At 64.5% G+C, this 14,628-nt stretch carries 11 protein-coding genes and 1 pseudogene; 7 read left to right on the top strand and 5 right to left on the bottom strand.

Annotated features, from left to right (window positions below):
• Positions 1-203: 203 nt before the first annotated feature.
• Positions 204-881, bottom strand: a complete 678-nt coding sequence (locus VP06_RS05685; protein ID WP_048462851.1) for a Spy/CpxP family protein refolding chaperone — start codon at positions 879-881, stop codon at positions 204-206.
• Positions 882-1,130: 249 nt separating this feature from the next.
• Between VP06_RS05685 and VP06_RS33635 the strand changes: the two genes are divergently transcribed.
• Positions 1,131-1,853, top strand: a complete 723-nt coding sequence (locus VP06_RS33635) for a Crp/Fnr family transcriptional regulator (protein ID WP_053081549.1) — start codon at positions 1,131-1,133, stop codon at positions 1,851-1,853.
• Here VP06_RS33635 and VP06_RS05675 read toward each other — a convergent pair.
• From VP06_RS05675 to VP06_RS34510, 3 genes are all read right to left on the bottom strand, one after another.
• Entirely contained in the window at positions 1,815-2,273 is a 459-nt protein-coding gene (locus VP06_RS05675) for a DUF1622 domain-containing protein (protein ID WP_082167194.1), read from the bottom strand. The genes VP06_RS33635 and VP06_RS05675 overlap by 39 nt on opposite strands.
• 29 nt (positions 2,274-2,302) lie before the next feature.
• The gene (locus VP06_RS05670; protein WP_053081548.1) at positions 2,303-2,578 is read right to left on the bottom strand and encodes a copper-binding protein; all 276 of its coding nucleotides are present in this window, start codon (positions 2,576-2,578) and stop codon (positions 2,303-2,305) included.
• 201 nt (positions 2,579-2,779) lie between these two features.
• Positions 2,780-3,169 (bottom strand): copper-binding protein, encoded by a 390-nt coding sequence (locus tag VP06_RS34510; protein ID WP_053081547.1) that lies wholly within the window; start codon positions 3,167-3,169, stop codon positions 2,780-2,782.
• Positions 3,170-3,659: 490 nt separating this feature from the next.
• On the opposite strand from VP06_RS34510, the gene VP06_RS05660 reads away from it, so the two are divergent.
• Both VP06_RS05660 and VP06_RS05655 read left to right on the top strand, forming a co-directional pair.
• A complete protein-coding gene (locus VP06_RS05660) occupies positions 3,660-5,714 on the top strand; it encodes a multicopper oxidase domain-containing protein (protein WP_053081546.1) in 2,055 nt (684 codons plus the stop codon).
• Positions 5,715-5,724: 10 nt separating this feature from the next.
• Entirely contained in the window at positions 5,725-6,510 is a 786-nt protein-coding gene (locus VP06_RS05655; protein ID WP_048462849.1) for a copper resistance protein B, read from the top strand.
• 224 nt (positions 6,511-6,734) lie between these two features.
• On the opposite strand, the gene VP06_RS05650 is transcribed toward VP06_RS05655, so the two are convergent.
• Positions 6,735-8,867 (bottom strand): amylo-alpha-1,6-glucosidase, encoded by a 2,133-nt coding sequence (locus VP06_RS05650; RefSeq protein WP_048462848.1) that lies wholly within the window; start codon positions 8,865-8,867, stop codon positions 6,735-6,737.
• A gap of 602 nt (positions 8,868-9,469) precedes the next feature.
• On the opposite strand from VP06_RS05650, the gene VP06_RS34505 reads away from it, so the two are divergent.
• From VP06_RS34505 to VP06_RS05630, 4 genes and pseudogenes are all read left to right on the top strand, one after another.
• A complete protein-coding gene (locus tag VP06_RS34505) occupies positions 9,470-9,766 on the top strand; it encodes a hypothetical protein (protein WP_245291071.1) in 297 nt (98 codons plus the stop codon).
• Positions 9,767-10,174: 408 nt separating this feature from the next.
• A protein-coding gene (locus tag VP06_RS34500; RefSeq protein ID WP_156295470.1) for an IS630 family transposase occupies positions 10,175-11,235 on the top strand; the annotation gives its coding sequence in 2 pieces (ribosomal slippage) (positions 10,175-10,667 and positions 10,667-11,235; 1,062 coding nt in all).
• Between the two features lie 20 nt (positions 11,236-11,255).
• Positions 11,256-11,875 (top strand): annotated as a pseudogene (locus VP06_RS05635) (IS110 family RNA-guided transposase); the annotation flags it as partial.
• Between the two features lie 1,598 nt (positions 11,876-13,473).
• Positions 13,474-14,601 carry an IS701 family transposase gene (locus VP06_RS05630; RefSeq protein ID WP_082167190.1) on the top strand — a complete coding sequence of 376 codons (1,128 nt, stop codon included), beginning with the start codon at positions 13,474-13,476 and terminating at the stop codon, positions 14,599-14,601.
• The last annotated feature ends 27 nt before the right edge of the window (positions 14,602-14,628 follow it).

Raw genomic sequence — 14,628 nt, 5'->3', positions numbered from 1 at the left:
GCCCTGGGCATGGCCCCCGTCCGACTGGGCGCAGACGGGGGCCGTGCCCAGGGCGACGAGGGCAACGACTGCGATCCATTCGAAGCGCTGTCTTCCGCTCAGTGGAGCCATGATGTCCTCAGAGGCATGAACAGCAATCTCCGCTCCTCGCCTCTGTTTAATTGCTGGGACGGTGGGATTGCGACAACCTAGGCAGCGCGAACTCAGAAGGTCGCCAGGAACGGCACGACGAGTTCATCGGCGGCGTGCTTCTGGTGCTCGTCGAGCGCAGCGTAGAGAGTGCTGAAGGCGGTGCGCGCGGCGCGGATCGCCTCAAGCCGTGCCGTCAGGTGGCGCTCGTATTGGTCGAGACGTGCGGTCGGGGAGGAGGCGGGGGCCGCGAGTTGCTGGCGCGCGTCGAGCAGGTGCTGGCGACTGGAACGCAGGGCGTCGGCGAACTGGTTCCACGCACCGGATTGAGCATCGGTAATCCTCAGCTCGGTGCGCAGGAACGCGATGCGCCCGTCGATGCGGTCCATCATGTCGACGCCGTTCGAGCCCATGCCCGGCACAGCCTGGTTCTGCTGCATGCGGCGCATTTGATCGCCCATCATGCCCATGCCGCCAGAGCCCGATCCCATGCCTTGTTGCATGTTGGGCCGCCCCATCGAGCCCTGCTGCATGCCGCCCATGCCGCAGCAGCCCATACCCATGCCGCCGGTCTGGCCGCCCTGGGACCCGCCCTGCCCCATGCCGCCGGAAGACTGCATGCCCATCATATCGTCCTCCGCGACGATGATGCGGTCGGCGCGTCCGGCCGCGGGTGCCGCCGCGGACTGGCCGGACAGGAGGCCGGCGACCACTAGCGCGGAGGCTGCGCAGAGAAGGCGCGATGATTGCATCGGACTGCTCCCTAATGGTGAGTAGATCGCGGCTGTCGCGGCCGTTCGCTCCACGGGCGTTATCGCTAGCGCAGCCACCGGAGTCATTGATCGAAATCAAGCAGGCATGCTCGGCTTGGCCCGCACTGTCGGCTCGAACGGGCGGCAGGACCGGAGTGACTTGATTTCCCTCAATGCATAACCGCACACCCCGCCCTCATTCTCTGTCGGACGATTCTGTCGTGCAGCAAACGAACTGGTGCCGGTGCGATGCCCCGCTCCTCTGAAACGGATGCGCTACCCGAGGCGGTGGGCTGCCCCTGCTCGGACACGCGGGGATGGCGGGAGGAGAACCTGCCTTGCGACCTGCGGGATGAGGAGGAGGCCCAGAAATTCCTTCAGCGGCAGGGCGGCCGCCGCGTCGCGGCGGCGGACGCGATCATCTCGACAGGCGGGGTCACGGAACACCGGTGCTTCCGCGTCATGGAAGGTGTCGCGCGCGTCGTTCTCGTCGACGTGGAAGGGCGTCGGCAGGTTGTCCGGTTCGCCTTCCCGGGCGACTACTTCGGCCTCAGCCGGAGGGAGCGCGAGTTGACCGCCGAGGCGGTGTCCGATGCTGCGTTGCTGGAATTCGACGTCGGTCGGCTGCAGGGGCTGAGCGAGTGCAACCCGCACCTGGCGAGGCAACTCGCCACGGCGATGAGGTTGAACCTCAGCCAAGCCATGGAGCACGTGGTCCTGCTGGGCAGGAAGACCCCTCGCCAGAAACTGGCCGGGTTTCTCCGGATGCTGCACCGACACCTCGGTCTCGGCGACGTCGTGCCGGTTCCCATGCCACGCACCGACATCGCCGACTACGTGGGTCTCACCCCCGAGACGGTGAGTCGCGCGTTCGCCGACCTGCGCCGGCGTAAGGTGGTCAATTTCGTCGACCGTCACCTGCTCCGGGTTGACCTACCGGCGCTGGTGACCATTGCCGACGGGGGAACATGACGGGCTGCCGTCCGGGCCGCTGCAAGAGGGGCTATCTTCGGGCGATGTCGGCTGGGGCTGTTGCTGTGATTGTGGCTGGATGCGCTGCCAGGGCCACGCGCCCTCGATCTCGGCCTTGAGCGAGATGCTGAGGAAGGTGCGGATCAGGATGATCAGGGCGAGCACGGTAACGCTCTGCACGGTTGGCGTGACGGCGACTGTGCGGATGATGTCCGCCGCGACCAGGAACTCCAGCCCGAGCAGGATGCCCCGGCCGAAAGACGCCCGGTACAACCCGTAGGCGCCCGACCATCCCGAGGCACGGCGTGCGCCCCGGACGGCAATGAGCAGGGAGAGCACGGAACTGGCGCCGATCGTGAGGACACCGGCCGCTTCCATGCCGACCGTCATGAGGCGGGTCAGAGGAAAGGCGTCTTCCATCGCGGACCCGCCCCACTGGTGGACGCGACCTACCGCAGCTTGCGGATCTGCGTGATCATGATGGCTCCCTTGTGCCGGCCGACCACGGCGTGAACTTGGTCTCCGGCGGCGATGCCGCGCAGCTTCGAGAATGCAATGACATGGAAAGTCATGTGCATCCGGGGCATCACGATGGAGCCGTCGCCACTGCGCATCTCGGGATGTACCATGGTCACGGTGCCCGAGCCGCGGTCGACCGACTCGACCTGGGCGTCGAAATGCACGTGCCGCGCCGGGTCGCCACGCTCCGCTTGCAGGCGCTCCATGCGCGAGAGCCACTCGTAAGCTTCCGGGGAAGCCTCGCCGGCCATTGCCGGATGGGCGGCGATGAGAGCGCCCCAGAGCAGAGCACCCAGGACCGACCGTGCGGTCAGTCCTGCCGCCTCGCGCAGCCCACTCGTGCGGTCCGGAGCCGCACGCGCACCGCGCTGCTGGGGACTGGCCGGGCCGTATCTCATCGCGGGACCTCAGTGCTGCATGCGGTAGTTGATGATCCTGATCACCCCGCCAACGTCGGCGACCTGGATCTGGACCTTGTCTCCAGGCCTGAGCATGTCGAAGTGAACCGACTCGCGCACCGGGAAGCTCATCGTCATTGCCGGCATGCCCACCTTGGGCAGCGGCCCGTGGTGGATCGTCAGGGCCCCGTTCTCAACGTCGACGCCGTGGACCTCGGCGCTGACCCAGGGGCGCTCGTCGTCGGACCGGTGCTTCTGATAACCGGGATCGACCTTTTTCATCCAGATGCGTGCCTCCGGCTGAACACTCTCCCACCACGCGGCCTGAGCCGTGCTCGTGAACGGCGCCAACTGGCCCAGGGCGAGCCCCGCGGCGAGCAGCAGAACGATGCGCTTCATCTTTGATCTCCAGAGTTGGGGACTGCTGCCTTCCATTCCGGTGGGTGCCGACAGGGACACCAAGACCTCAATCACAGCGCCCTCACCCTATCCATCCTGGATCGTCACTCGTTGATTTAAATCAAGTGGAGGCCAGCCCCAACTAGGCCGGCACGGCGGATCTCCAGAGAGCAGGACCATTGATCTCAGGCGGTCCAAGATTGAGTCCGGCCTAAACTTTGCGAGGCTGCCGGGACTAGAGAGAGCACGCCTCAACCCTCCCGGTCAGTCTTCGCTACCGCTCTTTACTGGCCGCAAAGCCGTCGTGAGCGACTCTCGTGCAACACCTTCGTAAAAAGCGACTGAATGGCAGCCGTATGTCATGGAACGACCCGGCCGCGTGATTTCAATCAATCCCAGGCGGGTCCGGGCCTGCTTAGTGTATGCGGACGAGCACGCGCCCCGCCGCATCATCAACCACGCCCCAGGAGTACCAGGGAGGGATCACACCTTGAAGCAAGCAGGACGTTTCACTCCCGCGTGGGCCGCCGCGCTCCTCCTCTCGCTCGTGCTCGCCCAGGCCAGCGTCGCCGGCACCCACGACCTCGTCCTTGAACGCAGGGTGGTGAACGTGACGGGCCGGGAACGGGTTGGCATGCTGATCAACGGCCAGCTGCCCGGCCCGACGCTGCGGCTCAAGGAGGGTGAGGAGGCCGTCATCAATGTCACCAACCACCTCGGCGAGACCGCCTCGATCCACTGGCATGGGCTGATCGTGCCTCCCGAGATGGACGGCGTTCCGGGCATTGCTCCCGGTTATGGAGACGGCATCCGGCCTGGCGAGACCTTCACATACCGCTTCAAGGTGAGACAGTCGGGAACTTACTGGTTTCACAGCCACTCGTCGGGCGAGCAAGAGCAACTCGGTATCTATGCTCCCCTGATCATCGAGCCGCGCGAGCGCGAGCCTTTCCGGTACGACCGGGACTACGTGATCATGCTCTCGGACTGGACCGATGATGACCCGCGACGCATCCTGAAGAACCTGAAGACCGACAGCAGCTGGTACAACTTCAATCGCCGCACCATGGTCAGTCTCTTCGACGAACTGGCCCGGGCCCCCGGGCCCGACGCGAGGCGCGCAGTCGTTGAGGATCGCGCCACCTGGGACATGATGAGAATGGACCCCACGGACATCACGGATGTCGGGGGGCTCGTCTTCTTGGTCAACGGGCAGTCGCCCGAGCGCAACTTCACGGCCCTGTTCCGGCCAGGCGAGCGGGTCCGCCTGCGCTTCATCAACGCGTCGTCGATGACCTACTTCGATGTGCGGATCCCCGGCCTCAAGATGACGGTTGTCCAGGCCGACGGCAACAACGTCCAACCGGTACGGATCGATGAATTCCGCTTCGGCAATGCTGAAACCTACGACGTGATCGTGCAGCCGACAGAGGACCGGGCCTACACCCTCGTCGCCGAGCCCATCGACCGCACGGGCTACGCGCGAGCGACCCTCGCCCCGCGGCCAGGGATGGTTGGGGACCTGCCGCCGCACCGCCTCCGCCCGCTCGTGTCGATGGCCGAGATGGGCATGAACTTCGGACCGAAGGGATATGATCGGGGAACTCCTCTGCCCGAGGAGGACATGCCGGGCCACGTGGCGCCGGAGATGCCGATGGGAGCCATGGGGGGCAGCGGCATGTCCGGGATGGAAGGGCAGGCGGGCGGGCACGGCGGAATGCCCGGCATGCAGAGTGGCGGATCCATGCCGCCGGACGGCACCTCGGACGCGAACCATGGCCGCGTAGCTAAAAAAGGTGGGAAGAGGGCCAGGAAGCCCACCAAGTCTCCCGCGATGCCCGGGATGGATCATGGCTCCATGCCCGGCATGAGCAGCGCTCCGCCCCAGCGCGGCGGCAGCTGGGCGCAAATGGAAGGTATGAACCACGGCTCGATGCCGGGCGTGGCTGCCGGCGCCCCTCCGGCCGGGGTGCTCGCGGCGGCGACCGCGGGCTTGCAGCAGGGCCCCCAAGCTTACACCCTTCACGGCGGCGAGGATATGCAGAACGAAGGGCCCATGCTCGGCCACGCCACGCTGGACGCGCTCGTGAACAGAACCGGCGCACCGCCCGGCACGCGGGTTCTCTCCTACCGTGACCTCAAGGCGCTCAAGCCGTACCCCTATAAGAAGTATGACCGCATTATCGAGATGCGCCTGACGGGGAACATGCAGCGTTACTTCTGGTCGATCAATGGCCGCAAGTTCAGCGAGGCGCAGCCCATCGTCCTCCGCTACGGTGAGCGGGTCCGGTTCCGGTTCATCAACGAGACGATGATGCCGCATCCGATGCACATTCACGGCACCTGGTTCCTGCCGGAGGTCGGCAATGGCGCCCGCAACCCGCTCAAGCACACGGTGAACATCAACCCCGGCGCGACGCTCGACGTCGACGTTCCCGCCGATGCGGAGGGACCCTGGGCCTTCCACTGCCACCAACTCTACCACATGGAAGCCGGCATGATGCGCAAGATCATCGTCCAGCGGCAGCCTGTGGCCCAGCAGTGAGGAGGCGCAGATGAAGCCGCTCACCTCCCTTGCTCTCGGCCTCTGCCTCCTCGCTCCTCCAGGATTAGGGAGCGCCGCCCTCGCGCAGGGCGTTCCGGCCCTCGCTCAAGATCAGCCGTACGCGGGGCTGCGCAGCCCCCCCACGGCGGCGTTCCCCGACCAAGCGCTGTTCGGCAGCGTGCGGTTTGACAAGCTTGAGTGGAACCGCCTCGGTGGGCGCGACAGCGCCCGCTGGGACATGGAAGCGTTCTACGGAACCGATTACGACAAAGTGTTCCTCAAGTCGGAAGGCTTCTATAGCGGCCGCGCGCGGAAATTCGACGAAGCTCAGTTTCAGGTGCTATATTCCCGCCTGATCAGCTACTTCTTCGACGTACAGGTCGGCGTCCGCCACGACATCTCGCCCCGTCCTTCACGCACCTACGCCGTGATCGGCGTGGAGGGCTTGGCGCCCGGCCTGTTCGAGATCGATGCGGACGCGTATCTCAGCCAAAAGGGTGAAGTTTCTGGAACGTTCACGGCCTTCTATGACCTGCTGATCACGAACCGCCTCATTCTGCAGCCGCGGACCGACATCAGGCTCCAACTGCAACGGGTCCCAGACCTGAACCTCGGCAGCGGAGTCACCGACCTGGAGCTTGGCGCGCGCTTGCGCTACGAGTTCACGCGGGAGTTTGCGCCCTACGTCGGCGTGACCTGGGACCGCAAGTTGGGCGGGACGGCCGCCATCGCCAAGCGCATCGACGAGCCCACCTCAAGCGTGTACTTCGTCGGTGGTGTTCGTTTGTTGTGGTGAGCGAGGCTCGGGCGTGGAACCGCGCGGACAGAGACAGCCGGGTGAGTGGCGCGTGGCTCTGAGGGCACAGCTGTGGCCGCACCCGGTTCACGCAAAGCCATGCGGAAACGCTCGAAGAAGATGAACATGAAACACGACCGTATGCGCGGTCACGCGATGTGAGATCTGCGTGACCCGGCTGAGGCATCTGCTCCTTCCGACCGGCCTGACCCCATAGACCGAACCTACCGTCGTCTGATCGCCGCCTTGTCGCCCCGCATCACCTCGTGGTGCGTGGCCTCCCCCGCGCGCCAGAAGCGGATGTCGAACCTCTGGCTTCCGAGCCGTAGGTCGGTCACCGTGATGTCCGGCAGCCAGGGCGGCAGCAAGGGGTCGATGTGCAGGTGACCGCGCGGTGCATCGGGCTGGAGGCCCAGGATCGCCTGCAGCAGCATGAATGCGGAGCCCGCTGCCCAGGCCTGCGGAACGTTGGCGCCGAGATACTGGACCGGGAAGCCATCCGGTTCACGTTGGATGCCGGCATAAAGTTCGGGCAATTGGTTCAGCAGGAAGTGGCTGGCCGCCTCGCTGATATCCCGAGCGATGCAGGCCGCTTCGGCAGCATAGCCATAGCGTTTGAAGCCGAGCGCGATGATGGCATTGTCGTGCGGCCAGACCGAGCCGCACTGGTACGAGTGGGGATTGTAGGACGGATGCCGCGCGGATAGCGTGCGGATGCCCCATCCGCTCCACATGTCGGGCGCCATCAGGCGCGTGACGATGCGGCCTGCACGCTCGGGCGAAACGATGCCGGACCACAGGCAATGTCCCGGGTTTGAGGCGACGGTGAGCACCTTCCGCTTCGCGCCGTCGAGTGCATACGCGTAGAAGCCCGTCTCTTCGTCCCAGAAGGCTTCATCGAAGTGTTGGAACAGGGCAAGAGCTTTCGCGCGCAGGACCTCCGCACGGTCGCCCTGCCCGAGAGCGTCAAAGATCTCCGCCATGCAGGTCCAGGCAGCATAGACGTAGCCCTGCAGCTCGCACAGAGCTTTCGGTCCCTTGACCAGCGTGCCGTCCGGATAGGGAACGGCATCGCCTGCGTCCTTCCAGGCCATGTTCTCGTAGCCGGCCGGCGAGCGCGTCTCGTACTCCTGGAATCCGTCACCGTCGCGGTCGCCGTAGTTGTCGATCCAGCTCAGGCAAGCTTCCGCCGTGGGCAGATGGTGCTCCAGCAGGGCTCGGTTCCCCGTCCAGCGCCACGCGCTGTGCAGCGTGATCAGGTAGAGCGGCGTTGCGTCCGCCGTGCCGTAGTAGGGCGTGTGCGGGATCAGTTTGAAATGAGCGAGCTCGCCGTGACGCATCTCGTGCAGGATCTTACCCGGCTCGGCATCCCGATCATCGTCGCGCGCGTGCGCCTGCAGCGTGCCGAGCACGTCCAGCGTGCCGAGACCGAATGCGGGGTCGGCAAGCATGGTTTGCAGGCTGGTGATCAGGCTGTCGCGCCCGAACAAAGCCAGAAACCAAGGCAGACCGGCAGCGGGGATCAGTCTCTTCTTGCGGTTGGAGCCGACATGCGGAAGTTCCAGTGCCGCAATGTCATCGACGGCTTGGCGGAACAGGCGGTAGAACTCCTCGTTCCCGGTGCGGATCTTGAGCGCACTCCGCCGCCAATCCGCGCGGGTTCCCGCAGCATGGGCATCCGGAGCCTGCAGGATGCAGCATGACGGCGCTGCGAAGCCCCTGCCGCAATCCGTCATCTCGTAGAGGAGGCAGCAGTGCCAGGCCTTGCCTGGGGCAAGCTTCACCTCGAAGCTCAGGCGGCCATTCGCATAGACGGCCTCCGGCGTGCCGTCGCGCGGACCAACGGCCACCGCTCGGTGGAAGTCGGCGTTCCGATAGGTGGTGCGCAGACGCTGGTCGATCTGCGACCATTCGGTAACGATGCGGCCGCGGCGCACGATGTGGCCAGCCCTGACCTCGAAGATGTCGGCGAAGTCGCAGCGGAGCGCGATCTCCAGATTGAAGCGGACCGGCTTCAGGCCATGGTTGGTGATGTCGAGGTCTTCGTGCATGCCGCCTCCGACGAAGCGGCCGAGCGCAAGCGCCAACGTCCGGGGTGGGACAGCTCCGTCCTCTGTTGCAAAGGCGCGGTTGGTGAGAAAGATGCGGGCGACGTCATAGCTGACTGCGCCGCCGTTCAGCAGGTCCCAAGGCTCACCGTTCGCATACACGGCCCAGGCGCTGAGCAGGCGGGTGTCGCAGAAATAGAGCCCTTTATCAGACGGATACTCGATCTGCCCGTTGAGTTCGCTCACCAGCACAGTTTGACCCTGATGGATGACGATCTGTGCCGGGCCGACTGGAACTTTGAAGGGCATGACCGCAGGATCCGTGAGCTTGCAGCTGGGCGTGCCGGACGAGTGTAGCATCTCACCAGACCACCTCGTGAGCTCTTCACTCAGTTTGATGGCCTCGGCGCCGCTTATCTGCATGGAGCTTCCGACGTAAGAAGCTGTACGCAAATAAATTCGCTAAAGAATCAAGAAGTTAGGCTTGAAGGGGCTGATGGACGGTGACTGGGAGGTTGCAGCCCAAGCTGTGGCACCAGGGCAGCGAAGCACCGGTCATCGAAGATCGGGCCGAGCTCGTCACGCAAGCTCAGTAGTGATGACCCGCGCGGGAACGCGGGGCGCGCTACCTGCGCAGTATCCTCCGGGACGGCGACCGGATGATTGCTGGGGAGGAGCAACATCACGTTTTCCTCGCTAACACAGACGGATCCGCCTCAACGCGACCTCGACTCACTCGATCCGACGCCCATACCGACTTCGCCAGCAGTATCAAACTGTGTGAGGAGCCACCTCGTGGGGCTGATCATGGTACTCGCACCCCAGCGGCTCCACGCACTTGATTCAAATCAAGGAGTGAACGTCGAACCTGAGTATTATGCATCAGTTAGTACCCTTGAGAGGACAAGACCATGAAGCACATCATTGGCATGAGCTTCGCGCTCCTAACAATCGCAGGTCCGGCCTGGGCCGGCTTCCAAGAAGACATGAGCTCACACTCGAAAGGCCATGCCGCTCCGTCAGCTCAGGAACAGCGCGTTGCTCAAGGAACCAAACATGATACGCAGAGTACGCGCGATACCGGTTCTTCGGAGAGCCGATCAGGGTATCATGGCGACACCAGCAGCAAACATGGCAACGCAAAATTTCCAGAGAGGCCCGAAAAGCAACACGGACATGGCGACACTCCGGGCGGTCCTCAACACTAAGGGGTTGCAGAACCTGATCCATCAATCCACCTTGTCGAACTCTGTATTCTAATAAACCTGAGTTCTGCAAACGTAATCATTTTCTGAACTGGACAAGATTCGTATGGTGAGGTGGACGGCCCCTACTATATCGACAGGAGCCGTCCATGGCACAGGTTCGCACTATCGGCCTCGATCTGGCGAAGAACGTCTTTCGGGCCCACGGCATCGATACGCAGGGCAAGATCCTCGTGCGCAGGGCTTTGTGACGGGGCGAAGTTCTTCCGTTTTTCGTCAAGCTATCGTCTTGCCTGATCGACATAGAAGCCTGCGCCACCGCGCATTATACCAGCGGGCGCCGATTGAGACTCACGGGGTTCGCAGTAGGCGGCGGATCTGATTCCATGGGGCGAACCGGGAGGGTTCGTCATGTCCGCTGCCGTGCCCCTGCGTGAGGACTTCACAGCCGACGATCTGCGGCGGCTGGCCAGAAGCAGCCGAGACGCCGGCCAGAGCCGGCGATTGCTCGCCCTAGCGCAGATCTACGATGGCGGCACACGGACAGACGCAGCCCGGATCGGCGTGGTCGGACTGCAGACGGTGCGCGACTGGGTGCTGGCCTTCAACGCGGACGGCCCAGCCGGGCTAATCGACCGCAAGGCGCCGGGCCATCCGCCCAAGCTGAGTCAAGCGCAGCGTCAGGCGCTTGCCGCGATCGTCGAGAGCGGGCCAGATCCTGACCGGCACGGCGTGGTGCGCTGGCGGCGCAAGGACTTGGCTGCCTGGCTTTATCAATGCTTCCGCGTGAGCCTGGATGAGACCACGGTCGGGCGCGAGTTGAAGCGGCTCGGCTTTGCCAAGCTGTCAGCTCGTCCCCGGCACTATGCCCAGGATCCAGCCGCACTGGAGACCTTTAAAAAACTCTCCCGGCCGAGTTGAAGGCAATCCGGGCACGCCTGCCGGCTGGCACCCGCATCGAGCTGTGGTGGTCGGACGAAGCCCGGGTCGGCCAGAAGAACACGCTCACTCGGCTCTGGGCCCGCCGCGGCACCCGCCCGCGTCTGCCGCACGACCAGCGCACCGAATACGCCTACATCTTCGGGGCGATCTGTCCCGAGAAGGGCAAAGGCGCCGCTCTCGTCATGCCCTGGTGCAACACCTCAGCGATGAACGCGCACCTGCAGGAGATCAGCCAGATGGTCGATCCTGGAGCCCATGCCGTGCTGATGCTCGATGGCGCCGGCTGGCACATCGCCGGCGACCTCGTGGTTCCAGACAACATCACGCTGCTGCCGTTGCCGCCTCGTGCGCCTGAGCTGAACCCGCTGGAGAATGTCTGGCAGTACCTGCGAGACAACTGGCTCAGCAATCGGATCTTTGCCTCCTATGAGGACATCGTCGACCAGTGCTGCTGCGCCTGGAACAATCTGATCGAGCGGCCTTGGATGATCATGTCGATCGGACTGCGCGATTGGGCCTACCGGTTATGATCAACGCCCGCTGGTATTACTGGGCCCGCGAGCTGGTCAAGCTCTGCCACACCATCAAGCTGCCGCCGCGGGCCTACGTGAAACCCTCGCGGTCCTACGTGAAACCCTACGTCAAGCGCGGCAAGACCGATGCTGCTGATGCGGAGGCCATCGCGGAAACCGTCCATCGCCCGACCATGCGCTTTGTCGCCGTCAAGACCGTCGATCAGCAGGCCGTGCTCATGCTGCACAAGGTGCGTGACCTCCTCGTCCGGCAGCGCACGATGCTGATCAACGCCTTGCGCGGTCACCTCGCCGAGTTCGGCATCATGGCGGCGCAGGGGCCCGCCGGGATGAAGGCCGTCATCGCCGAGTTCCGCGCTGACCAGGGCAATCTGCCGGAACTGGCGAGATTGGCGATCCGACGCCTCGTTGGTCAGATTGAGGAGGTCGCCGAGGAGGTCAGAAGGGCCGAAACGGAGATCTCGCCTGGTGCCGCAACGACGCCGCGAGCCGCCGCCTGCTGACAATGCGCGGCATCGGTCCGATCACCGCCAGCGCGATCGCGGCGCCTGTTCCCGATCCAATCCTGTTCCGGTCCGGACGACAGTTCGCCGCTTGGCTCGGCCTGACGCTGCGTCCGCACAGCAGCGGCGGTAAGCGTAACGCCCGGGTTCGTTCGAGCGGTTGATTTAAATCAACGAAGGGCTGTTCCCAGCGGTGTTGAATGACTGCTGAGATGAGGTTGCGGAGCGCGCGTGTGATTGCCTCAAGCCTCTTCAGCCGGCTTCCAACAGGTCTAATGGTCGCCGGCCGAGCGGAGCAGCAGGCTCAGCGGTCCAAGGTGATCCTGTCGGTCGGTGGGCTACGGAGTGCTCGGGCCGCAACGTTATCGGTGTGCGCGGATGGTGAGGGCCGAGCTGTCGTGTTTTCAAGGCGGTGGAGATGCCGCGACCGACATCACGTGGATCCATGCTTGGTAAGGATGCGTCCTGGCCAGCACCGCGATGGCCAGCGGGCGCGTTCAGGGCGCCGGCTCGCCCGAGGCGCCCAACACGGACAAGCGGTCACGTCGCGCTGGCAGCGGGGCCTTCCACCCGGTGGGAGGCGACGCAGAGGCTTGACTGATGCCGTTGCCGGGAAGGTCGCGCAACGGCTCGTTTCACCACAGGGTTCACCATAGGGAATATGCATCGTGAGCGAAGTTGAGCGTTTTCCGGGACCCAGGCGATGCGCCAAGTCGGCAGAAAGCTTGGCGGTTTTGATCGGGCCGGTTCTCATTGGGATCAGCCTGACCACTATCCCAGCTTTGGCTCAGACCGGTCCCCTCGGCGACACCGGTGCCCAAACCGCACCTGGAACTCACCATCCTCAGTACGTGGCACCGACAGGAAGGCGAAAGCCGCCCGGCTCGACCCTGGATGTAAGGGAGGGAAGCTCGCCTGTTCTTGAGCACCACGATAGGGAACTCAAGAAACACACGCTCAAGAGTATTTGCCAAGGAGCGTTTGGTTGCGAAGGAGGGCACAGGGCCACGAGACGTCCATGAGGTCGGAACGGCAACTAAAATTCTACCAAATAGCACAAAATTCTTTGAACTCTTGCTAAAGATGGGCAGCTGAATTCATACAGGCGTCTGGAGATTTTGTCGTACTACGTTAATTGACCTAGCGCTTCAGCTCCAATCCACAATTTTCATGTGGATCTATGAGGAAAGAGGCGTCGTCCGGTTGCTTTGTGCGTCTCGCGAAGTGTAATCTGCGTCTCTGCTATGTCAAAATAGGAGTTGAAAATGCGGAAACTTTTGCTAATTGCCACTGGATTGGCTCTGTTCTCTGCTCCCGTGCTGGCGCAGGGCGGGTCACCGTACAACGACTCCGGTTCGCAGGCCGCCGGCCCTGCAGGAGGCATGGGCCGGCGGATGGGATCCTCGAAAGCTGAGGATCCGACCATGGTGATGCCGCCACGCGGATCCGAACGCGCTGCCACTACGACGGCAAGCCCGCGCAAGAACAAGATGCGAAGGACAAAATCTGGAAAGATGAAAATGAAACATGGCGGCAGCGGCCACCATTCGATGTGATTTTCTTGACATAAAAAATGCGGGAGCAACATCTCTGCTCCCGCACAGACATGTTGCCTCAGCTCGAATTTGGCCATTTTTGGCGATGTGTCGGGCGCGGTCTGGGAGGGGTGACGAAGCGGACGTGACGGGTAGGCTGGCGCTGTTTCGACCAAGAGACACCGCCGTGTCCCGGCCTGCCCGCCCGCTTCGCCGGGCTCATCCTGGCCTTTGCGCCGCTCTTCGTCCACCGCTCCTGGTGCCACGCTCGGATCCTGCTCGTCGGCGCCATTCTGGCCCCAGGTCGGCGCACGGTCGCCAGCCTGCTGCGCATCATGAGCCGCGCCAACGAGCGCCGCTTCGTCAACTTCCATCGCGTCCTCAACCGCGCTGCATGGTCGCCTCGAGCCGGCGCCCGCATCCTGCTCGGGCACCTGGTCGCGGCATTCGCGCCGCGCGGACCCGTGGTACTGGGCCTCGACGACACGATCGAGCGGCGCTGGGGCAAGCGCATCGGAGCCCGCGGCATCTACCGCGATCCGGTGCGCTCCTCCGACAGCCACTTCGTCAAGACAAGCGGCCTTCGTTGGCTCAGCCTGATGCGGCTGGCGCCCATCCCCTGGGCAGGACGGGTCTGGGCGCTGCCGTTCCTCACCGCCCTCGTCCCCTCCGAGCGCGCCTGCCGCGAGCAGGGCCGCCGGCACAAGCCCCTGCTCGCGGTCGGGCGCCAACTCGTCCTCCAGACCCGCCGCTGGCTGCCGGGACGCGACCTCGTGCTGGTGGCCGACAGCGGCTTTGCGGCGCTCGCCTTCCTCGACGCTCTGAGCTGCGGCGGCGTGAGCGTCATCACCCGCCTGCGCCTCGACGCGGCGCTCTACGATCCGGCCCCGCCCCGCCGGCCCGGCACGATCGGGCGTCCCCGCACCAAAGGAGCGCGGCGCCCGACCCTGGCGCAGGTCCTCATGGCCGAGGAGACCGACTGGCATCGGCGCACGGTGCCGGGCTGGTACGGGGTCGGTGAACGCGTGCTCGAGGTCGCCTCCGCGACGGCGGTGTGGCGCCATGCCGGCCTGCCGGTGGTGCCGATCCGCTGGGTCCTGGTGCGCGATCCCGACGACCGCTTCGCGCCTCAGGCGCTGCTGTGCACCGACCTCACCCGCGATCCCGAGCAGATCCTGACCTGGTTCGTACGACGCTGGAGCGTCGAGGTGACGTTCCAGGAGACCCGCGCCCACCTCGGCGTCGAGACCCAGCGCCAGTGGTCGGACAAAGCCATCGCCCGCACCACGGGGTCACTGCAAGGAAGTGACGTCTGCGTACGCTAAGGCCGAACGGAGCGAGAACGCAGTTCC

It is taken from the genome of Methylobacterium aquaticum (assembly GCF_001043915.1).
Lineage (GTDB): Bacteria > Pseudomonadota > Alphaproteobacteria > Rhizobiales > Beijerinckiaceae > Methylobacterium > Methylobacterium aquaticum.
This window is presented reverse-complemented; position numbering and strand designations above follow the sequence as displayed.

Bases quoted from the DNA above. Each gene is read 5' to 3' on its own strand.
- VP06_RS05685 (WP_048462851.1), bottom strand. From the start codon at position 881: ATGCAATCATCGCGCCTTCTCTGCGCAGCCTCCGCGCTAGTGGTCGCC.
- VP06_RS33635 (WP_053081549.1), top strand. From the start codon at position 1,131: ATGCCCCGCTCCTCTGAAACGGATGCGCTACCCGAGGCGGTGGGCTGC.
- VP06_RS05675 (WP_082167194.1), bottom strand. From the start codon at position 2,273: ATGGAAGACGCCTTTCCTCTGACCCGCCTCATGACGGTCGGCATGGAA.
- VP06_RS05670 (WP_053081548.1), bottom strand. From the start codon at position 2,578: ATGGAGCGCCTGCAAGCGGAGCGTGGCGACCCGGCGCGGCACGTGCAT.
- VP06_RS34510 (WP_053081547.1), bottom strand. From the start codon at position 3,169: ATGAAGCGCATCGTTCTGCTGCTCGCCGCGGGGCTCGCCCTGGGCCAG.
- VP06_RS05655 (WP_048462849.1), top strand. From the start codon at position 5,725: ATGAAGCCGCTCACCTCCCTTGCTCTCGGCCTCTGCCTCCTCGCTCCT.
- VP06_RS05650 (WP_048462848.1), bottom strand. From the start codon at position 8,867: ATGCCCTTCAAAGTTCCAGTCGGCCCGGCACAGATCGTCATCCATCAG.
- VP06_RS34505 (WP_245291071.1), top strand. From the start codon at position 9,470: ATGAAGCACATCATTGGCATGAGCTTCGCGCTCCTAACAATCGCAGGT.